Consider the following 19043-nt stretch of genomic DNA (forward strand, 5'->3'; position numbering starts at 1 on the left):
GCCGGAGCCGCCCCTCGCCATTTCACGCTGTTCAGAACTTCTGCGTGTAGCCCACGTACAAGTAACGGTCCAGGTCGAGGTTGGGATCGACCGAGGAAGCGCTGTTGTAGCCCAGGCTGTTGGCCTGGTAGTTGATCGAGGGCTGCTTGTCGAACACGTTGTTGATGCCGACGCGGAACTGCCCCTTCCACGGCGCGGTCCAGCGGAACTGCACGTCGTTGAACGCGGTGGCGCCGTGGCGGTTGGCGCCGATCTGGCCCCAGCTCGGGCTGGTGTAGCCGGGCTGGTTGCACTCGATGCCGGCGGTGGCGTCCCAGCACAGGTCACGCACGCCGCTGTAGTAGCGCAGGATCCAGGTCAAGCCGAAATCGCCCCTGGACCAGTCCAGCGACAGGTTGGCGCGGTTGCGGTAGTAGGGCCACTGCCCGACCTCCTTGTCCACCACCGCGTCCGGGCTGCTCTGCGACTCGTAGTCGGTCACATAGGAGCCTTCCAGCGAGGCGACCAGCTGGCCGAAGGAGAACTCCGGCAGGCGGTAGTGCACCGAGTAATCGTAGCCGGCGGTTTCCAGGTAACCCAGGTTGGCGTTGCCGCGGTTGAGGTTGACCACCTGCAGCGTGGCCGGGTCGCGGCCGAACTGCGCGCAGTAGGTCGGCGAGCCCTGCTCGTAGCACTGCTGCAGGACGTAGTCGGCGCTGATCGGCGAAATCAGGTTGTCCACGCGGATGTGATACCAGTCCAGCGACATGTCCAGGCCGCTGACGTAGCCGGGGCTGTAGACCAGGCCGAGGGTCTTGGTCACCGCCGTTTCCGGCTGCAGGCCGGCGTTGCCGGCACCCGCGTTGAAGGCGGTCAGGCTCTGCGCACCGCCGGGCCCGGTGATGGGCGTCTTGTTCTGCTGCTGCTGGCGGAAGCCGGCGGGGACGCCGTCGGCGGCGCAGCGGGCCGCCACCGCGGGATTGGTCGCGGCCGAGCCGTAGGCGCTGTCGCATGGATCGAGGAAGGTGTCGAAGCTCTGCGAGCCGCCGCCGAAAGTGTCATCCAGCGTCGGCGCGCGGAAGCCTTCGGCGTAATTGCCACGGACCAGCAGGTCCTCGAAGGGCTTCCAGGAGAAGCCGTACTTGTTGTTGGTGGTGCTGCCGAAGTTGCTGTAGTGCGAGTAGCGGCTGGCCACGTCGACCGACAGCGACTGCGCCCCGGGCACGTCCTTCAGCAGCGGCGCGTTGAACTCCACGTAGACCTCGTTCACGCGGTAGCGGCCTGAGGTGGAGTTCGCGGCGAGGTCCGTGGTGTTGCCCGACTGGCTGGCCAGGTCCGGGTACAGGTAGCCCTTCTCCTGCCGGCTTTCGACGCCGCCGGCGAAAGCGAACTCGCCCGCGGGCAGGTCGAACAGGCCGCCGGTGATGTTGGCGGTGAAGGCGCGTTCGGAGGAGCCGAAGCGGGTATTGGTCAGCGCGTTGATGAACTGCAGCGCCTCCGGTGTGGACGCGGATGGTCCGCCGGCGATGTCGAAGGGCGTGCACTGGCCCTGGTTCAGGCTGGTGCCAAGCGGCAGCGGGGCATCTGGCGTTCCGCACTGCACGACGCCGTCGGCATTGAGGAACGAGGGCCCGAGCGCCAGCGCCATGGCCTGCCGGTTGAGGTTGCCCGAGCCGGCCAGGGTCCCCTCGTTGCGGTTGTAGGACAGGCCCACGTCCCAGTTCCACTCGCGCTCGCCCACGTCGAACCAGCCCTCCAGGCCCGCGTCCAGGTGCAGCGTGTGCGTGCTGTTGCGGGTCTGGCGCGGCAGTTCGATGGTGCGCCGGTAGACCTCGAAGTCGGTCCCCGGGTAGGGGTTGAAGTAGCTGTCACCGGACAGGTACACCGGATCGGAGAACGCGCCCGAACTGAACGGATAACCGGCGATCTGCGAGAACGCACGGCGCTCGGAGTACATGCCCGAGGCCTTGAACGCGATGTTGTCGCTCAGGTTGTAGGTGCCGTGGGTGAAGACCGAGTTCAGCGTGGTCGGGGTGCGCTCGAGCATCTGGCTCGACGCGTTGAAGCTGTCCTCCGGCGCGCCGGTCCATGCGTGGTAGTTGGCCGGATCGTTCGACGGACTGGCGCCGGTGGTGGCGTCGTGATTGAGCACGATGTCCAGGCCCGACGCCGGGTCGTAGAGCTCGCCCCACGGCCCCAGGAACAGGCGCCCCTCGTGATTGGGGCCGTAGTTGCTGGCGGTCAGCGCGCGCGAGCGTGCCCACACCGGGCTCTGCTTGTTGTAGGTGTAGTTGAACACCACCGAGCCCTTGTCACCCTTGGCGCCCAGGGTGAGCGCGTAGTTGGTCGTCTCGCCGTCGCCCTTCTCGTTCTGCCCGTAGGTGGCGTCGAACTGGGCGCCGGTGAAATCCTCGTTGAGGATGAAATTGACCACGCCCGCGATGGCGTCCGAACCGTACACCGAGGACGCCCCGTCCTTGAGCACCTCGACCCGCTGGATCAGCGCGGCAGGAATGTCCGAAACGTCGGTGTAGCCCGACACGCTGGTCGACCAGCGCTTGCCGTTGACCAGCACCAGGACGCGCTGGGCGCCGAGGTTGCGCATGTCGATGTAGGAGCCGCCCTGCTCCGAGTTGGACGCCAGCACCGAGGCGCTGGTGAAGGCCGGGGTCCCGACCACCGTCATGCGCTGGACGATGTCGCCGACCGTGGTCAGGCCGGTCTTGCGGATGTCTTCCTGGCTCAGCACGAAGACCGGCTGCTGGGTTTCCAGGTCCACGCTTCGGATGCGCGAGCCGGTGACCGTGATCGTCTGCAGCTGCTGCGCCTTCTGCGCATCCGGCTGCCCCTGGGCCGTGTCGGTGCTGCCGGTGGGCGCGTCCTGCGCGAACGAGGCGGGGCCGAGTACGGCGCCGCCGAGGGCCAAACCGAGTTTTACCGCCAGTCCAGGATTGTTCGAAACCAATTTCATGAAAGCTCCCCAGCCAAGATGGATCGACCCCCTGCTTCCTGTCGGGCGAGGGAACGACGGCGGATTCACGCCGCGCCAACGCCGTTCTTTCGCCCTTGGAAACGGAATAACCACCGCGGCGTAACAATCGCGTCAACGAACACGCCGATCAGGCCGCCGGATGCGCGCTGACCGGGCCTCGAAAAGCCGGACCTGGCAGGAATGGCTGGTTCATCGGGCACCTCTCCCTGCGGCCCTGTTCACGCGGCCGTAGCAATCCCGCGCAGGGTTGATCGACACGCCGGCTACGCACCCACAACGCCCAGCCGGGCGATCAGTTTCGGCGGTTGCGACGCTGTGCCTGGCCAAGGGTTCGCGGGCAGCCCGGAACCGACCGGATGCCGCGCCATGGGATGAATCCGGTGGCGCGCAGAGCGCGCGCTGGATGTCGCGGCGGTGGACCACCAAGCCCGAACGCCCGGCCAGCCTGTCGTACAGGGCGATGGCCGTGGCGTTGCTCTCGTGCGTCCGTCAGCAGACCCGCAAGCAACCGGCCGCGCGCGCCCGCAATGATCGCCTCGATCAGCGCGCGGCGGCCACCGTGAACAGGTCCTGCAGGTAGCAGCTCGGCTCGATGCGCATGGTGCTGCGCTGGAAGAGGTAGTGCGCCAGGCCGAGGCGTTGCCCGTCGGCCTCGACCACCAGCGCATGCATGGGTTCGAATGCATCGAAGAAGCGCGACCAGGTCATCGCGGCGACCTCGGCCGGTAGCGCGCTGGCATCCTCGCGGGCGGCCGTAGAAGGCGTTGTAGCCGACCCAAAGAGACAGCCACGCGTCGTGGCCGGCACGGAGCACGTCCCGCACGGTGACGGTCGGCTCACGGCAGCTTCGCCCGCGGTTAGGACTGGCGGTAGGGTGCCAGCAGCGCCGGGTCGCCGAACAGCGCCTCGGGCAGCAGGTAGCGGGGGTTCCGGCCCGCCGCGAGCAGGTCGCGGATGCGGGTCGCGGAGATGTCCAGCGGGGTGACGTCCAGCTCCACGATCATTCCCGCCGGCCGTTCGCGCAGTCGACGGGGGTCGGCCACGCTGCGCGCCGCCACCTCCGCAGCCAGTTCGGCGGGCCAGCCGTGCGTGCCGCCCGGCCGGGACAGTACGCCGATGTGCGCAGCATCGAACAGCGCGTGCCAGCGATGCCACTGGGGCAGCCCGGCGAAGGCATCGGCGCCCAGCAGCAGCACGATCGGCCGTTCGCCCTCCTCCGCTCGCAACTCGGCCAGCGTGTCGATGGTGTACGACGGGCCGCCGCGCGCCAGCTCGCGGGCGTCCAGAAGCAACCGATCCTGTCCGCACAGCGCGGCGCGCAGCATCGCCACGCGGGTGGTGGCGTCGGCGATCGGTGGCGGCCGATGCGGTGGCACGGCGGCGGGCATCAGGCGCACCTCGGCATCGAGCAGTTCGGACGCCTCCCACGCCACCGCCAGGTGGGCGAGGTGGATGGGATCGAAGGTGCCGCCGAGGATGGCTAGCGGGCTCATGGCGCCTCTGCTCCCTCTCCCCGCCGGGGAGAGGGTTGGAGTGAGGGGCCACGCCCCGTAGAAGCTGCCGTCAGGCGAGAAGCAATCTGGTCTCGCCTCGGGGCAGGAACAGGCACTTTCGCGAGCCCCGGCCCCTCACCCCGGCCCTCTCCCCGGCGGGGAGAGGGAGCGAAGGGCGCGCTCATCGCAGCGCCGCGGCCGCGCGCGGCTCGGCGATGGCGGCAATCAGCCGCTCGGCCTCCAGCCACGGCTCGCCCCATTCGCGCCCCTTGGCCATGCGGTCGATGCGCGAGGCGCGGGCCAGGCAGGCCAGCCAGTGCTCGCGCGGCGCGCGGCGCAGGGCCTTGCGGAACAACTGCTCGCGCGCCGGCCACAGCCGCTCGGCACGCGCCTGCTGGGCGAAGTCGCGGGCGTTCGCCAGGCGCAGTGCGAGCTGCAACTGGTTGACCAGCCAGCCCATCAGCGGGATCAGGTCCTCGCCCTCGCCACGCAGGCCGGCCAGGATGCGCAGCGCGCGACCGCCGTCGCCGGCGAAGGCGGCGTCGGTGAGCTTGAACGCATCGTAGCGGGCGCTGTCGGCGACCAGGTTCTCCATTTCGGCCGCATCGATGCGGCCACTGCCGTGCAGCACGACGAGCTTGTCGATCTCCTGCGCCGCGGCGAGCAGGTTGCCCTCGACGCGCTCGGCCAGCAGCGCGGCGGCGTCCGGCGTGGCGGTGAGTCCGCGCGAGGCGAGTCGCGCGCCGATCCAGCCGGCCCACTCCTGCGGCCTGGGCGCGTTGAACACGGCCAGCACGCCGGCGGCGTCGACCTGCCTGGTCCAGGCGCCCTCGTGCTTGTTGCTCCACTCCACCGCGGTGATCAACAGCGTCACGTCCGGCGGCGGATCGGCACAGAACGCGGTGATCGCCTTGGCTCCCTCCACGCCCGGCCGCCCGGTGGGCAAGCGCAGGTCGAGCAGGCGGCGACTGGCGAACAGCGACATGCCGGCGGCCGATCGCGCCAGGTCGTCCCAGTCGAAATGCTGGCCCGCTTCGAGCACCTCGCGCTCGGCGTAGCCCAGTTCACGGGCGCGCGCGCGCAACGCGTCGGCGGCCTCCAGCACCAGCAGCTCCTCGCCCGCCAGCAGGTACGCCGGCGCCAGCCGGTCGGATGCCAGCAGCTTGTTCCACTGGGCGGACGACAGCGGCATGTCAGCCGGCGCCGGGCGCCGTGGCCGGCTCGGCCAGCTGGTGGCGACCGGCGGCCTGCAGCCGGAACAGGATCGCCTGCACCATGTCGTCGTTGAGGCTGCGGCGGATCTCTTCGATCTGCGCGTCGGTACCGACCGTGTTGAGCGCGTCGTAGCTGAAGTCGCGCGACATGTCGATGCGCTGCAGCGCCACCAGCGATTGCCCGTTGCTGTCGTCGACCTCGAAGCGTACCTGGTAGCGCACGCTGTATTCGGTCACGCGCGCACCGCCGCTGACGCTCAGCGTGTCGGTGTCGAATGCCGCGACCGGGATCTTCAGTTCGGCGATGCCGGGGCCGCCCTCCTCCTCGATCGTGACGCCGGAATCCTCCAGCGCACGGGCCAGGTCGCGCTGCAGGCTGCCGCCGCCGCTCACGGTCAGGTGCATGCGCTGCATCCAAGGCGGCAGCGCGGCGCTCTGGCGCAGATGGAAGCCGCACGCCGACAGCGCGAGGGTGCAGAGCAGCAGCGAGGCTCGGAACAGACGGTTCATGGGGCTCATCCCGCGACGATGTTGACGATCTTGCCAGGCACCACGATCACCTTGCGCACGGTCAGCCCCTCCAGGTGCGCCTGCACCTGCGGCTGCGCTCGCGCCATGGCCTCGGCCTCTTCCTTCGACACGTTGGCCGGCGCCTCGATGGTAGCGCGCAACTTGCCGTTGACCTGCACCGCGAGGGTCACCGAGTCGCGTACCAGGGCGGCCGGATCCGGCTGCGGCCATGGCACGTTCTCCAGCACCGTCTCCGGGTGACCGAGCACCTGCCACAGTGCATGGCTGATGTGCGGGACCACCGGATTGAGCAGCAGCACCATCGCCTCCAGCGCTTCGTGGCGCACGGCGCGGCCCTGGTCGTGCATGTCGGTGAACTTGCCCAGTGCGTTGAGCAGCTCCATCAGCGCCGCGATGGCGGTGTTGAAGGAATGCCGGCGACCCAGGTCGTCGCCGACCTTCTGGATGGTCTCGTGAAGCTGCCGGCGCATCGCCTTCTGGCCGGCGTCGAGCGCGGCCGGGTCGACCACCGGGTGGTCCGGCTGCGAGGCATGCGTGGCCACCTCGCGCCAGAAGCGGCGCAGGAAGCGGGCCATGCCTTCCACGCCTGCCTCGCTCCACTCCAGCGACTGCTCCGGCGGCGCGGCGAACATCGAGAACAGGCGCACCGTGTCGGCGCCGAATTTCTCCACCATGGCCTGCGGATCGACACCGTTGTTCTTGGACTTGGACATCTTCTCGGTGCCGCCGATGCGCACTGGCTGGCCGTCCGACTTCAGGCGCGCGCCGACCACGCGCGCGCGCTCGTCGCGCTCGATCTCGACGTCGGCCGGGTTGATCCAGTCCTTCGAGCCGTCCGCGTTCTCGCGGTAGAAGGTTTCGGCGATGACCATGCCCTGGCACAGCAGGTTGGTGGCCGGTTCGTCCGAGTGCACCAGGCCCGCGTCGCGCAGGAGCTTGTGATAGAAGCGGAAGTACAGCAGGTGCAGGATCGCGTGCTCGATGCCGCCGATGTACTGGTCCACGGGCAGCCAGTAGTTGGCGCGCGCATCGACCTGGCCGTCGGCGCCCGGGCTGGTGTAGCGGGCGTAGTACCAGCTCGACTCCATGAAGGTGTCGAAGGTATCGGTTTCGCGCTCGGCCGGGCCACCGCACTGCGGGCAGGCGCACTTGCGCCACCCGGCGTCGGCCTTGATCGGCGACTGCACGCCCGAGAACTCGACGTCCTCCGGCAGCACCACCGGCAGCTGGTCTTCCGGTACCGGCACCGCACCGCACTTGGCGCAGTAGATCACCGGGATCGGGCAACCCCAGTAGCGCTGGCGGCTGACGCCCCAGTCGCGCAGGCGCCAGTTCACCCGGCGCTGGCCCTTGCCCTCGCGCTCGAGGCGGTCGGCGATCGCCTCGAAGGCCTGCGCGAAATCGAGCCCGTCGTAGTCGCCCGAGTTCACCAGGATGCCGCGCTCGGTCCAGGCGGCGTCCTCGTGGAGGCGACGTTCGAACTCCTGCACCGTGCGCAGCGCGGCCGAAGTCTCGTAGGCATCGGTGTCGCTGCCGTGCAACGCGGCGCGCATCGGATTGGCGCCCACGCCCTGGCGAAGGTCGTGACCGATTTCCTGCACTGCGTCGAGCACGCCGCGATCGACGATGACCATGCGGATCGGCAGCGAATACTTCTGCGCGAATTCCCAGTCGCGCTGGTCGTGCCCGGGCACTGCCATCACCGCGCCGGTGCCGTAGCCCATCAGCACGAAGTTGGCCACCCACACCGGGATCGGCTCGCCGGTGACCGGGTGGATGGCGCGAAGGCCGGTATCCATGCCGCGCTTTTCCTGGGTTTCCAGCTCGGCCTCGGACACGCCGCCATGCTTGAGCTCCTCCAGGAACGCGGCCAGCCGCTCGTTGCCCTGCGCGGCCTTGAGCGCCAGCGGATGCTCGCCGGCGATCGAGACGAAGGAGACGCCCATCAGCGTGTCGGGACGCGTGGTAAAGACGGTCAGCGGCTCGGCTGCGGCCCCCTCTTCTCCGTGGACGGCGAAGTGGATTTCCATGCCCTCCGAGCGGCCGATCCAGTTGCGCTGCATGGTCTTGACCGCGTCAGGCCAGCCCGGCAGCGTGTCCAGGCCGTCGAGCAGTTCCTGCGCGTAGTCGGTGATCTTCAGGAACCACTGCGGGATCTCGCGTTTTTCCACCGGCGCGCCGGAACGCCAGCCGCGGCCGTCGATGACCTGCTCGTTGGCCAGCACCGTCTGGTCGACCGGGTCCCAGTTCACCACCGCGTTCCTGCGGTAGGCCATGCCCTTCTTCATCAGCCGCGTGAACATGAGCTGTTCCCAGCGGTAGTACTCGGGCCGGCAGGTCGCGAATTCGCGCGTCCAGTCGTAGGCGAAACCCATGCGCTTCAACTGCTCGCGCATGTGCCCGATGTTCCTGTAGGTCCATTTCGCCGGCGCGGTCTTGTTCTTGATCGCGGCGTTTTCGGCCGGCAGGCCGAACGCGTCCCAGCCCATCGGTTGCAGCACGTTCTTGCCGTTCATGCGCTGGTAGCGGCTGATCACGTCGCCGATGGTGTAGTTGCGCACGTGGCCCATGTGAAGCGCACCGGAGGGATACGGCAGCATCGAGAGGCAATAGAACTTCGGGCGCGAGGGATCCTCGACCACCTCGTAGGCACGGGTTGCGCTCCAGTACTGCTGCGCGGCGGTTTCCACCGCCTGCGGCTGGTAGCCCTGTTCGTTCGAAGCCTGTTCGTGGGAGTCCTGCATGTGTCCGGCGCCTTGCTGTGGGGTGCGCGCGGCCGGTCGGGAACGCCGCGGCGGGAACCCGTCAGCCTAGCCGAGCGCCCCGCGGGAGCCAAGACGCTCCGGCGACGCAACGGGGCTTCGCTCGGGTGCGCACGGCACCGGCCCCTGATCCTTTCCCCGTGCGGGGTACCTGCCCGAAGGACGGATGAGGGCAATCCTGCGACCGCCTGGTCGGGAGATCGACCAGAAACCGGGCCATCCGCCCGTCGGCACTTTCCCGCCCTGGCGGGGAGGGCGCGGAGCCTATTCGCCCCGGCCCACCACGGGACAGGCGGGTGACTGGCCGGCCGCGACCGACCCGGCGACCTGGGCGATCTCTTCGGCGAGCCTCGCCAGCGCGCGCTGGTGGCCTTCGACCAGCGCGCCGTAACCGGTCCCAACCGGCTCACGGAACTGGCCGGTGCAGGCGAGCATGGCGTCGCCCTGCAACTGGCGCACGCTCCAGGCCGCGTCCACCAGTGCGTAGTTGCCCGGGTCGGAATCGAAACGACGCAGGTCGACCTTGATGCGCAGCCGCGGCTTGCCACCGCTGGACAAACCGGTGACGTCCCGGGCATGCAGCGCCTGGGCGAGATCGGCCGACAGTGCCGCCCGCACCTCGTCCGCCAGCGGCGCGATCCAGCGCTCGCCGGACAACGGCGCCACGGCCTGCCCGCCCTGGCGGATCACCAGCTGCGGCTGGTCGACCTGGGCCGGAATGCCGACCGGCACCAGTTCGAAATCGAACGGTGCGGGACTCGCCGTGCCTGCCTCGGCCGGGGCCGGCGCCAGCAACGTGTAGTAGTGCGCCGGTTCGGAGGCGCAGGCGGCCAGCCCCAGCGCCAGCGCAGCGGCCGGCAGGTGTCGCGTACGGATCATGGCTTGCTCCCTTGCGGTGCGCGCGGCCGGGTGCGCTCGGGTGGCGCAGGCGGCGGGTCGTCCGGCCGGCCGCGGATCAGCGCTTCCGGGTGCACGCCCAGATAATCGGTCAGCGCACGCAGCGAACGGGCCATGCGGCGCAGTTCCTCCAGCGTGCCGCCCAGATTCTGCTGCAGCGGCGAATCGGCCGACAGCGCGTTGTCGGCGCTGCCCAGCGTGCGCTGCGCGTCCTTGAGCGTGCCCTTCAGCTCCGGCAACACGCCGGAGTTGACCTGCTTGAGCGTGCGATCCAGTTCGGCCAGCGTCTGGTCGAGGTTGCGGCCGATGCTGTCGAACGGGATCTTCTGAACCTTGTTCACGATGTCAGCCAGCTGCTCCTGCAACTTGTCGAAGCTGCCGGGCGCGGTGGGCAGATCGACCGGCGTGGCGGCCTCGTCGAAGTGGGCCTTCGGTGCCTTGGGCACGAAATCCAGCGCGATGTAGAGCTGGCCGGTCAGCAGGTTGCCGGTGCGCGCCTGCGCCCGCAGGCCGCGCGCGACCAGCGGACCGAACATCCGCCCGAGGTCGACGCGACCGTCCTTCATACCCGCCTTCGCGGCCAGTTTCTCGTAGGCCTGGCCCAGCCGCCGCGGGTAGATCACCGCGCCCACCGTGAGCGGGAAGCGCTTGTCACGGGCTTCGTAGTCGAGGTTGATCGACACCACCCTGCCAATGTTGACGCCAAGGAACTCCACCGGCGCATCCACCGCCAGCCCGCGCAGCGACTGGTTGAAGCGCATGCGGATGTAGCGCGGCGGCCCGTCCGGCGGGGACAGCGCGGTAGCTTCGTCGTCGAACAGGGCGAAATCCGCATCCTCGGCGGCGGGCGTGTTGTCGTGCGGCCCGCGCGGATCGCTGAAGGCGACGCCGCCGGCGATCACCGTCGCCAGCGACTGCGTGTTGAGCTTCAGGCCGTTGGCGCTCAGCGAGACGTCGACGCCGCTGGCGTTCCAGAAGCGCGTGTCACGGGTGACGAAGCGGTCGTTCGGACCGTCGACGAAGATGCGCAGCGATACGCCCTTGCCGTCCTTGTCCAGCGAGTAGGACACCACCCGACCGACCTGGATGCGTCGGTAGTACACCGGCGAGCCGATATCCAGCGAGCCCAGGTCGTCGGTGTGCAACACGAAGCTCTTGCCCGGAGCGCCGTGCAGCACGGCCGGCGGCATTTCCAGCCCCTTGAAATCGTATTGCTCTTCCTTGGAGTCGCCCACGTCGGTACCGATGAAGGCTCCGGAAAGCAGCGTATCCACGCCGGACACGCCTCCCAGGCCGATGCGCGGACGCACCACCCAGTAACGCGTACCCCTGGTGGCGAAACTCTCGGCGCTCTTGTTGAGCGCCACCGTCACGCGCACGCGCTCGCGGTCGTCGGTCAGGTCCAGGCCGGTCACCTTGCCGATCACCACGTTCTTGTACTTGACCGGCGTCTTGCCGGACTCCAGGCCCTCGGCGGTCTGGAACGTGATGGTGATCTGCGGACCCGCCTGCAGCCAGGCGTGCACCACCAGCGACAGGCCGACCAGCGCGGCCAGCACCGGCACCAGCCAGATCAGCGAGAGGCTGAAGCGGTGCTTGCGCACCACCGGCTCGGGCAAGTCCTCGCGCGGGGTCTGCTCAGTCATCGTCGGATATGTCCCACATCAGCCGGGGGTCGAAGCTCATCGAGGCGAACATCGTAAGTACCACGGTCAGGCCGAAGAACACCACGCCCGGCAGCGGTTCGACCTGGCTCAGGAAGCCGAAGCGCACCAGCGCGGTGAGCAAGGCCACCACGAACACGTCCAGCATCGACCAGTAGCCGATGAACTCCACCGCGCGGTAGAGGCTCGCCCGCTGGCGCAGTGCCCAGCGACTGCCACGCTGCGTGGACAGCAGCAGCGTGCCCAGCACCAGGAACTTGGTCATCGGCACCACGATCGAGGCCGCGAACACGATCGCCGCCAGACTCGGGGAGCCCTTGATCCACAGCTCCACCACGCCGCTGATGATGGTGTTGTCGTCGACGTCGCCCAGGCTCACCGTGCGCATGATCGGCAGCACGTTGGCCGGGATGTAGAGGATGAACGCCGCAAGCAGCAGCGCCCAGGTGCGCGCGATGCTGTTGCGCTTGCGCCGGTGCAGCGCGGCACCGCAGCGAGGGCAGCCCGCGCCATCGCCCGCCGGTGTGCGGCAGACCAGCCCGCAGACATGGCAGCCGATGATGCCCAGCTCCTGCGCGCGCGGAGCCCGGCTCACGCGTCCTGCTCCGTGGCGTCCCACAGCCGGCGCAGATCGATGCCGGAAAACACCGTGATCAGCAGCGTAAGCACGCCGTACGCCCAGATTCCCGGGTCCGGCTGCACATCGAAATAGGCGCGCGCCTTGACGATCGATACCAGCGCACCGAGCACGAACACCTCGGTCATGGTCCACGGCTGCAGGTGGAACAGCGTCTTCATGATCGGCGCGAAGCCCGGCGCGCGCCGGCCGTCGCGGGCGAACAGCAACACCCAGCCGAGCATAAGCATCTTGTTGAGCGGGAAAAAGAACAGCGTTGCGGCCGCCACCACCGCGACCAGCGGGGCGCCCTGTTCCCACATCATGAGGATGGTGCCCCACAACGTGGCGCTGCTCTGCTGCGCGCCCAGGCCCAGGGTGACCACCGGCCACACGTTCGCGATCAGGAACACGATCAGCGAGGTGAGCACCAGTGCCAGCATGCCGTCGGCGTTGAGCGCGTGGTAGCGGGCCAGCAGCGCTCCGCAGCGCACGCAGCGCATGGTTTCGCCCCGCGCCAGCGCGCGGCTGCGGTGCACCGTGTCGCAGTGCTCGCAGATCACCATCGACGGCGACGAGGCGTGCAGTCGCCCGGCCGCGGCGTTGCCGGTCGGGTCGATGGGGGCGAGGCCGTGTTCTGGCGTGCTCATCGGCCCATTCTCGCAAATCCGCGCCCCGGGGATGGCGGCAGCGCGCCGCATCCGCCCGGGAAACCGCGCGCCGATCGTGAAGGAGCCCACCGTGGGCGACGCCTTCCCGCAACAAGCGCCTCACGCGAGAAAGGCCGTGCAGGCGCGCCCATGCCTCTTGATATGCTGCCCGGCGCCCCGATCTCGAACCTTCCTTTCCTGGAGAGCTCACGTGACCGCCGCTGCCCAAGCCCACGTCTTCGACATCGACACGGCCAACTTCGAGAGCGAGGTGCTGCGCGCCTCGATGACCACGCCCGTGCTGGTCGATTTCTGGGCCACCTGGTGCGGCCCGTGCAAGACGCTGGGCCCCATGCTCGAAAAGCTCGCCGCCGAATACAACGGCGCCTTCCGGCTGGCCAAGGTGGACGTGGACAAGAACCAGGAGCTGGCCGCGATGTTCGGCATCCGCTCCATTCCCACCGTGATGCTGGTCAAGGACGGGCAACTGGCGGACGGGTTCGCCGGCGCGCTGCCCGAGGGCGAGCTGCGCGAGTTTCTTTCGCGCCACGTGCAGCCACTGGAGGGCGCGGCGCCGGCCGAGCCCGATGCGACCGCGGCGGCCGAGGCGGCCGAGGCGACGGACCCGGCTCAGGCGATCAACCGCCTGCAGCAGGAGATCGCCGCGGCGCCGGACCGCGCCGAACTCAAGCTCGACCTCGCACTGGCCCTGATGCGCAACGGCCAGTCCGATGCGGCCGAAGCCGAGCTCAATGCGCTGCCGGCAAACCTGGCCACCGACGCCCGCGCCGTGCGCCTGCGCAGCCAGCTGGACCTCGCCCGTGCGCTGGACGGCGCCCCGTCGCTGGCCGAGCTGCGCCAGCGTGTGCAGGCCGATCCGGCCGACTGGGCCGCGCGCGACCTGCTCGGCGTGCGCCTGCTGCTGGAAAACGATCCGGCCGCCGGCCTGGACCAGTTCCTGGCGATCCTGGAGAAGGCTCGCGACTGGAACGAGGGCGGCGCGAAGAAGCGCCTGCTGGCCGCCTTCGCCACGCTGGACGATGCGGAACTGGTGGGTCGCTACCGCCGCCGCATGGCCTCGCTGCTGTTCTAGCCCGCGGGCATCCTTGCAGGAGCCCAGGGGGCCCATACGCCTGCGTACGTTAGACTGGCGCATTCCCGCCAGCTTTTTCCGCCGATGCGCCCCACCACGTTCCGCCGCCTGCTCAATCTCTGGCCGCCGTTCCTGTTCAACAGCATCCGCGTGCTGGAGGTCAGCGAGGACTGGAGCCGGGCACGCGTCGTGCTGCGCCTGCGCCCGTGGAACCGCAACTACGTGCGCAGCCAGTTCGGCGGCAACCTGTTCGCCATGACCGATCCGTTCTGGATGCTGTTGGCGATGCACCGCCTGGGCAGCGACTACTACGTATGGGACAAGGCCGGCGCGATCGACTTCGTGTCACCCGGCCGCGAGGATGTGTTCGCCTCCTTCGACCTGACCGATGCCGTGGTCGAAGAATTGCGCACGGCTGCTGCGGCCGGCGACAAGGTGTTGCGCTGGTTCGAGACCGAAGTGGCCACCGCTTCGGGCGAAGTCGTCGCCCGTGTGCGCAAGCAGCTCTACGTGCGGCTCAAGCCCAAGGCGCGCGGCGCCTAGGATCGGCTTCCACCGGCCGGCCTTTCTGCGGGGTTGCCGGTTGGAGCCCTGGCCACATCCGCACTAAGCGCCACGTTCGAAGCGGGCGATCTCCTCCAGCGCGGCCTCGGCCTTGCGCACCGCCTTGCCGGCGGCGTTGTCGGTGATCCAGCGCAGGCGCCCGGTCCAGTGCGCAAGCAATACCACCGCCAGCACGAGCGCCAGCGAAACCCAGCCGCAGATCACGAGCCAACCCACGAAGGCGGGCCAGCGGGCCCAGACATCCACGCCGATCTCCCAGTGCATCTCGATCAACAGCAGGGGGATCCAGACGAAGCTGCCGATCACCGCGAACACCGGCGCCTCGATCCGCACGCGCCAGGCGCGCAGCTGCGCCAGGCGACGCTGGATATCCAGCACCGGCGCGGTGTAGTCGATCTCCAGCACCAGATGGAGGATGCGCCCGGCGAATGCGACCATGACCAGGCCGAACACCTGCACGGTCACGCCGAGCACGATCCGGTGCAGCACGTCCCGGTGGCTGGTCCAGTAGGCCGTGCCGAGCAGCATGAAGAGCACGCCGAAGGCGAGCTGGATCGACTGCCCCCACACCAGCGGCCGCAAGCCATGGCGCAGCTTGTCCAGCCGGCCTTCCCTGTAAAGCCTGAGATTGAGCGCCTGCTGCTGGTCCAGGCGCTGGTTGAGTTGCTGCCAGGCCAGCTTCATCTCGTCCAGTTCCATGCTCATGCTCCGATGGAGGCTGCGGGCGCCATCTGGCCGCGCAGCCGTTGCTTGATGCGGCCGATCTTGGTGGCCACGTTGGTTTCGCTGATGCCCAGCACCTGGGCGATTTCCGCGTAGCTGCGGTCTTCGAGGTAAAGCAGGATCAGCGCACGGTTGAGCGGGTCGAGCTGGCCAACGAAGGCGTACAGGGCCGACAGCCGTTCGTCCGGCTGTGAGACGTCCGCTTCCCCGGGCAGCTCCAGGTGCACGGCGTCGAGTGGCTCCAGGTGCTGTTCGCGGCTGGCTCGGCGGACGTGCGAGATCGCCACGTTGAGGGCGACCCGGTACATCCAGGTGGAGAACTTCGCGCGCGCCGCATCGAAGCCCGGGAACGAGCGCCACAACTGCACGGCAATCTCCTGCGCCAGATCGTTGCGGTCCTCGCGGCCGTGCGCGTAGACACTGGCCACCTTGAAGACGATGCCGCGATGTTCCTGCAGCAAGGCTTCGAACTGGCGTTGATGATCGTTCATGGTGTCGCCCGGGCTCCCTGTCCAAAGCATGATTCGCCAGGCGCAAAAGAAAAATCACACCGCCCCTGTAGGAGCGCACCTGTGCGCGACCGCCATGCCGAACCCGCGTAGCCCCTCCCCTGCCTCCTGATATGCACGGACAGAGACCACACGCAAGAGCGCACGGCACGGCTCACCACACATGGCGGTCGCGCACAGGTGCGCTCCTACACGTCGCGCAGCGCGGCCTACAATGCGGGCTTTCCCGCTTTCTGCCCCCCATGCCGCGCCTTCGCTTCAAACGCTACCTGCTCACCGGCCTGCTCACCTTCATCCCGTTGTGGGTGACCTGGACCGTGTTCAAGTTCGTGCTGGGCTTCCTGGCCGGTATCGGTGCGCCGATGGTCGCCGCGGCGCTGGGCGCGCTGGCGCTGGTGGCGCCGGAAACCGCCCAAGCGCTGGGCAGCGCATGGTTCATTTCCGTCGTGGCGCTGCTGATCACCCTGCTGGCGCTGTACCTGCTCGGCTTCCTGGCCAGCCGGGTGATCGGGCAACGGCTGCTGGATACGTTCGACGCGCTGCTGCAGCGCATTCCGCTGGTACAGACGATCTACGGCGGAACCAAGAAGCTGATGGCGGTGCTGCAGCAGAAGCCTTCGGGCGTGCAGCGGGTGGTGCTGGTCGACTTCCCGCACCCGGGCGCCAAGGCGATCGGCTTCGTCACGCGGCTGATGATCGAGGAAGGCAGCGGTCGCGAGATGGCCGCGGTGTTCGTGCCGACCACGCCCAACCCCACGGGCGGCTTCCTGCTGACCCTGCCGGTCGGAGCGCTCACGCCCACCGACTGGACCATGGACCAGGGCATGGCCTTCATCATTTCGGGCGGTGCGGTGGCACCCGATAGCTTGCCGGCCGCTGACCGGAAGCGGTTGTAGGGGCGCACGCGCGGCGCCCGCGGCGTGATCGCTCTGTTGCCAGTCTCGCCCGCAGCCCGCGGTGCTCGCCCTCCACCCCTGACCTTTGACACTGTCTGCCCCATGACCAATGGCCTAGCGTGCCCGGTCATGGCCGCGCCGTGGGGGGCGCGGCCGGCATCAAAACAACCGCCGGAACGGCGAAAACCACACAGAGGGAAATCCATGTCCAAGCAGTATCTGAAGCCGCTGGCACTCGCGGTGAGCCTGGCGCTGTCGCTGACCGCATGCGGCAAGCACGAGGCCGACCAGAACCCTGCCGCCAGCAGCAGCGCACCCGCCGCCGCCGGCACCACCGCGATGGCCGGCGCGCCCACGAGCGTGTTCGACGTCAGCGAGCTGGGTCCGATGGACCAGGCGTGCACCGACTTCGACCAGTTCGTCAATGCCAAGTGGGTCGCCGCCAACCCGATCCCGTCCGACCGCACCCGCTGGGGCGCGTTCGACAAGCTGGCCGAGGACAGCCTCAACACCCAGCACGGGATCGTCGAGAACGCCGCGAAGAATGCCGCCAGCGCGCAGGCCGGCTCCATCCAGCAGAAGATCGGCTACCTGTACGCCTCGGGCATGGACGAGGCGGCCATCGAGAAGGCCGGCTTCGACCCGATCAAGCCCAAGCTCGACGCCATCGCGGGGCTGAAGAACGGCAAGGACGTGGCCGACTACCTCAACAAGAGCTTCAGCAATGGCGACATGCAGGTGTTCTCGTTCGGCTCGGGCGCCGACTTCAAGAATGCCTCCATGCAGATCGGCTACACCTTCCAGAGCGGCCTGGGCCTGCCCACCAAGGACTACTACACCGACGCCAAGTACGCCGAACAGCGCAGCGCGTACCTCGACTACATCGCCAAGTCGCTCGAGCTGACCGGCGTGCCGGCGGCCGAGGCCAAGAAGCAGGCCGACCAGGTGATGGCGTTCGAAACCAAGCTGGCCGCCGCCTCGTTCGCCCCGGTGGAGCTGCGTACCCCCGAACACCAGTACCACTTCGTCAGCCTCAAGGAAGCGGACAAGATCACCCCGCACTTCAGCTGGGAGAAGTTCTTCGATGCCCAGGGCGTGAAGGTGGACAAGGGCTTCTCGCTGTCGCAGCCGAAGTTCTTCGCCGAGTTCGACAAGCTGCTGGCCAGCGCGCCGATCGACCAGTGGCAGGCCTACCTGCGCTTCCACGTGATCGACGACGCCTCGCCGCTGCTGTCGAAGTCCTTCCAGGACAACAAGTTCGCCTTCTACGGCAAGACCCTGTCGGGCCAGCCGGAGCAGAAGGCCCGCTGGAAGCGCGTGCTCGGCGCCGTCAACGGTTCGATGGGCATGGCCCTGGGCCAGCTCTATGTCGACAAGATGTTCAAGCCGGAGGCCAAGGAGCGCGCGCAGGTGCTGGTCGACAACGTGCGCAACGCCCTGAAGGCACGCATCGAGAACCTCGACTGGATGAGCCCGGAGACCAAGGCCAAGGCGATCGCCAAGTGGAGCACCTTCCTGCCCAAGATCGGCTACCCGGAGAAGTGGCGTGACTGGTCGGGTCTCCAGATCAAGCAGGGCGACTACTACGGCAACGTGATGGCCGCGGCGAAGTACAACTACGACTACGACATCAACAAGATCGGCAAGCCGACCGACCGCATGGAATGGGGCATGACCCCGCAGACGGTCAACGCGTACTACAACCCGACCGACAACACCATCAACTTCCCGGCCGCGATCCTGCAGCCGCCGTTCTTCTATGCCAACGGCGACGACGCGATCAACTACGGCGGCATCGGCGCGGTGATCGGCCACGAGGCCAGCCACGGCTTCGACGACGAGGGCAGCCAGTTCGACGGCGATGGCAACAACGTCAACTGGTGGACCAAGGCCGACCGCACCAAGTTCGACGAGCGCGCGGACAAGCTGGTGGCGCAGTTCAACGCCTACACCCCGATCAAGGACAAGCCGGATGCGCACGTCAACGGCCAGCTGACCCTGGGCGAGAACATCGGCGACCTGGGCGGCCTGAACGCGGCCTACGACGCGCTGCAGATGGCGCTGAAGAAGAACCCCGGGGAAGCCACCTCCAAGATCGACGGCTACACCCAGGACCAGCGCTTCTTCCTCAACTGGGCCCGCGTGTGGCGCGGCAACATCCGCGAGAAGGAAGCGCTGCTGCGCCTGAACACCGATCCGCACGCCCCCGCCTCGCTGCGCGCGATCGGCGCACCGTCCAACATGGACGCGTTCGCCACCGCGTTCCAGTGCAAGCCGGGCGACGCGATGGTCCGTTCGGGCGACAAGCAGGTGAAGATCTGGTAAGTCGCGTTTCCTCCTCCGGGAGGTAAGGAAGCCCCGCTCAGGCGGGGCTTTTTTTTGGCCGGGCGCGTGGTGCCGGGGGTTCGGGCCCGCCTTCCTCACAGGTACACCAGGCGCGCGCCGCAAGACCCGGAGTAA

The 19043-nt window shown here is 68.4% G+C and carries 16 protein-coding genes; 4 read left to right on the forward strand and 12 right to left on the reverse strand.

From position 1 onward, the window contains the following. Nucleotides 1–31: 31 nt before the first annotated feature. The 10 genes from LQ771_RS09155 to LQ771_RS09200 all read right to left on the reverse strand — a co-directional run bounded on the left by LQ771_RS09155 (nucleotide 32) and on the right by LQ771_RS09200 (nucleotide 12798). A complete protein-coding gene (locus LQ771_RS09155; protein ID WP_231349098.1) occupies nucleotides 32–2950 on the reverse strand; it encodes a TonB-dependent receptor plug domain-containing protein in 2919 nt (972 codons plus the stop codon). 561 nt (nucleotides 2951–3511) lie between these two features. Beyond that, nucleotides 3512–3679, reverse strand: a complete 168-nt coding sequence (locus LQ771_RS09160; RefSeq protein ID WP_231349099.1) for a hypothetical protein — start codon at nucleotides 3677–3679, stop codon at nucleotides 3512–3514. Between the two features lie 149 nt (nucleotides 3680–3828). Continuing rightward, nucleotides 3829–4464, reverse strand: coding sequence for a nicotinate-nucleotide adenylyltransferase (gene nadD / locus LQ771_RS09165; protein ID WP_231349100.1), 636 nt, complete (start codon nucleotides 4462–4464; stop codon nucleotides 3829–3831). A gap of 181 nt (nucleotides 4465–4645) precedes the next feature. Beyond that, entirely contained in the window at nucleotides 4646–5656 is a 1011-nt protein-coding gene (gene holA / locus LQ771_RS09170) for a DNA polymerase III subunit delta (protein WP_231349101.1), read from the reverse strand. A 1-nt stretch (nucleotide 5657) separates the two neighbouring features. Then, entirely contained in the window at nucleotides 5658–6188 is a 531-nt protein-coding gene (locus LQ771_RS09175) for an LPS-assembly lipoprotein LptE (protein ID WP_425491259.1), read from the reverse strand. A gap of 5 nt (nucleotides 6189–6193) precedes the next feature. Beyond that, nucleotides 6194–8953, reverse strand: coding sequence for a leucine--tRNA ligase (leuS, locus tag LQ771_RS09180; protein ID WP_231349103.1), 2760 nt, complete (start codon nucleotides 8951–8953; stop codon nucleotides 6194–6196). Nucleotides 8954–9235: 282 nt separating this feature from the next. Beyond that, nucleotides 9236–9850 carry a PqiC family protein gene (locus LQ771_RS09185; protein WP_231349104.1) on the reverse strand — a complete coding sequence of 205 codons (615 nt, stop codon included), beginning with the start codon at nucleotides 9848–9850 and terminating at the stop codon, nucleotides 9236–9238. After that, the gene (locus tag LQ771_RS09190) at nucleotides 9847–11514 is read right to left on the reverse strand and encodes a PqiB family protein (RefSeq protein WP_231349105.1); all 1668 of its coding nucleotides are present in this window, start codon (nucleotides 11512–11514) and stop codon (nucleotides 9847–9849) included. Before LQ771_RS09190 ends, LQ771_RS09185 begins: the two co-directional genes overlap by 4 nt. Next, nucleotides 11507–12127 (reverse strand): paraquat-inducible protein A, encoded by a 621-nt coding sequence (locus tag LQ771_RS09195; RefSeq protein WP_231349106.1) that lies wholly within the window; start codon nucleotides 12125–12127, stop codon nucleotides 11507–11509. Before LQ771_RS09195 ends, LQ771_RS09190 begins: the two co-directional genes overlap by 8 nt. After that, entirely contained in the window at nucleotides 12124–12798 is a 675-nt protein-coding gene (locus tag LQ771_RS09200) for a paraquat-inducible protein A (protein WP_338030329.1), read from the reverse strand. Before LQ771_RS09200 ends, LQ771_RS09195 begins: the two co-directional genes overlap by 4 nt. Nucleotides 12799–13009: 211 nt before the next feature. Here LQ771_RS09200 and trxA point away from each other — a divergent pair, with 211 nt between their 5' ends. Continuing rightward, a complete protein-coding gene (trxA, locus tag LQ771_RS09205) occupies nucleotides 13010–13891 on the forward strand; it encodes a thioredoxin (RefSeq protein ID WP_231349107.1) in 882 nt (293 codons plus the stop codon). A gap of 84 nt (nucleotides 13892–13975) precedes the next feature. Then, nucleotides 13976–14434 carry a DUF4442 domain-containing protein gene (locus LQ771_RS09210; RefSeq protein WP_231349108.1) on the forward strand — a complete coding sequence of 153 codons (459 nt, stop codon included), beginning with the start codon at nucleotides 13976–13978 and terminating at the stop codon, nucleotides 14432–14434. Nucleotides 14435–14497: 63 nt separating this feature from the next. On the opposite strand, the gene LQ771_RS09215 is transcribed toward LQ771_RS09210, so the two are convergent. Together LQ771_RS09215 and LQ771_RS09220 are read right to left on the reverse strand one after the other, a co-directional pair. Then, entirely contained in the window at nucleotides 14498–15160 is a 663-nt protein-coding gene (locus LQ771_RS09215) for a hypothetical protein (RefSeq protein ID WP_231349109.1), read from the reverse strand. Continuing rightward, nucleotides 15157–15669 (reverse strand): RNA polymerase sigma factor, encoded by a 513-nt coding sequence (locus tag LQ771_RS09220; RefSeq protein ID WP_231349110.1) that lies wholly within the window; start codon nucleotides 15667–15669, stop codon nucleotides 15157–15159. The genes LQ771_RS09215 and LQ771_RS09220 overlap by 4 nt, the downstream gene beginning before the upstream one ends. 260 nt (nucleotides 15670–15929) lie before the next feature. Here LQ771_RS09220 and LQ771_RS09225 point away from each other — a divergent pair, with 260 nt between their 5' ends. Both LQ771_RS09225 and LQ771_RS09230 read left to right on the forward strand, forming a co-directional pair. Further along, nucleotides 15930–16583 carry a DUF502 domain-containing protein gene (locus LQ771_RS09225; protein WP_231349111.1) on the forward strand — a complete coding sequence of 218 codons (654 nt, stop codon included), beginning with the start codon at nucleotides 15930–15932 and terminating at the stop codon, nucleotides 16581–16583. 204 nt (nucleotides 16584–16787) lie between these two features. Next, nucleotides 16788–18908: a M13 family metallopeptidase gene (locus tag LQ771_RS09230; RefSeq protein WP_231349112.1), complete on the forward strand. Its 2121-nt coding sequence runs from the start codon at nucleotides 16788–16790 to the stop codon at nucleotides 18906–18908. The last annotated feature ends 135 nt before the right edge of the window (nucleotides 18909–19043 follow it).

The organism is Frateuria soli (genome assembly GCF_021117385.1).
Classification (GTDB): Bacteria; Pseudomonadota; Gammaproteobacteria; order Xanthomonadales; family Rhodanobacteraceae; genus Frateuria_A; species Frateuria_A soli.

What these genes read in the sequence shown, in the direction of transcription:
- LQ771_RS09185 (WP_231349104.1), bottom strand. Translation starts at nt 9,850, where the DNA reads ATGATCCGTACGCGACACCTGCCGGCCGCTGCGCTGGCGCTGGGGCTG.
- leuS (WP_231349103.1), bottom strand. Translation starts at nt 8,953, where the DNA reads ATGCAGGACTCCCACGAACAGGCTTCGAACGAACAGGGCTACCAGCCG.
- LQ771_RS09160 (WP_231349099.1), bottom strand. Translation starts at nt 3,679, where the DNA reads ATGACCTGGTCGCGCTTCTTCGATGCATTCGAACCCATGCATGCGCTG.
- nadD (WP_231349100.1), bottom strand. Translation starts at nt 4,464, where the DNA reads ATGAGCCCGCTAGCCATCCTCGGCGGCACCTTCGATCCCATCCACCTC.
- LQ771_RS09225 (WP_231349111.1), top strand. Translation starts at nt 15,930, where the DNA reads ATGCCGCGCCTTCGCTTCAAACGCTACCTGCTCACCGGCCTGCTCACC.
- LQ771_RS09215 (WP_231349109.1), bottom strand. Translation starts at nt 15,160, where the DNA reads ATGAGCATGGAACTGGACGAGATGAAGCTGGCCTGGCAGCAACTCAAC.
- LQ771_RS09230 (WP_231349112.1), top strand. Translation starts at nt 16,788, where the DNA reads ATGTCCAAGCAGTATCTGAAGCCGCTGGCACTCGCGGTGAGCCTGGCG.
- LQ771_RS09200 (WP_338030329.1), bottom strand. Translation starts at nt 12,798, where the DNA reads ATGAGCACGCCAGAACACGGCCTCGCCCCCATCGACCCGACCGGCAAC.
- LQ771_RS09210 (WP_231349108.1), top strand. Translation starts at nt 13,976, where the DNA reads ATGCGCCCCACCACGTTCCGCCGCCTGCTCAATCTCTGGCCGCCGTTC.
- LQ771_RS09220 (WP_231349110.1), bottom strand. Translation starts at nt 15,669, where the DNA reads ATGAACGATCATCAACGCCAGTTCGAAGCCTTGCTGCAGGAACATCGC.
- LQ771_RS09175 (WP_425491259.1), bottom strand. Translation starts at nt 6,188, where the DNA reads ATGAACCGTCTGTTCCGAGCCTCGCTGCTGCTCTGCACCCTCGCGCTG.
- LQ771_RS09190 (WP_231349105.1), bottom strand. Translation starts at nt 11,514, where the DNA reads ATGACTGAGCAGACCCCGCGCGAGGACTTGCCCGAGCCGGTGGTGCGC.
- LQ771_RS09155 (WP_231349098.1), bottom strand. Translation starts at nt 2,950, where the DNA reads ATGAAATTGGTTTCGAACAATCCTGGACTGGCGGTAAAACTCGGTTTG.
- holA (WP_231349101.1), bottom strand. Translation starts at nt 5,656, where the DNA reads ATGCCGCTGTCGTCCGCCCAGTGGAACAAGCTGCTGGCATCCGACCGG.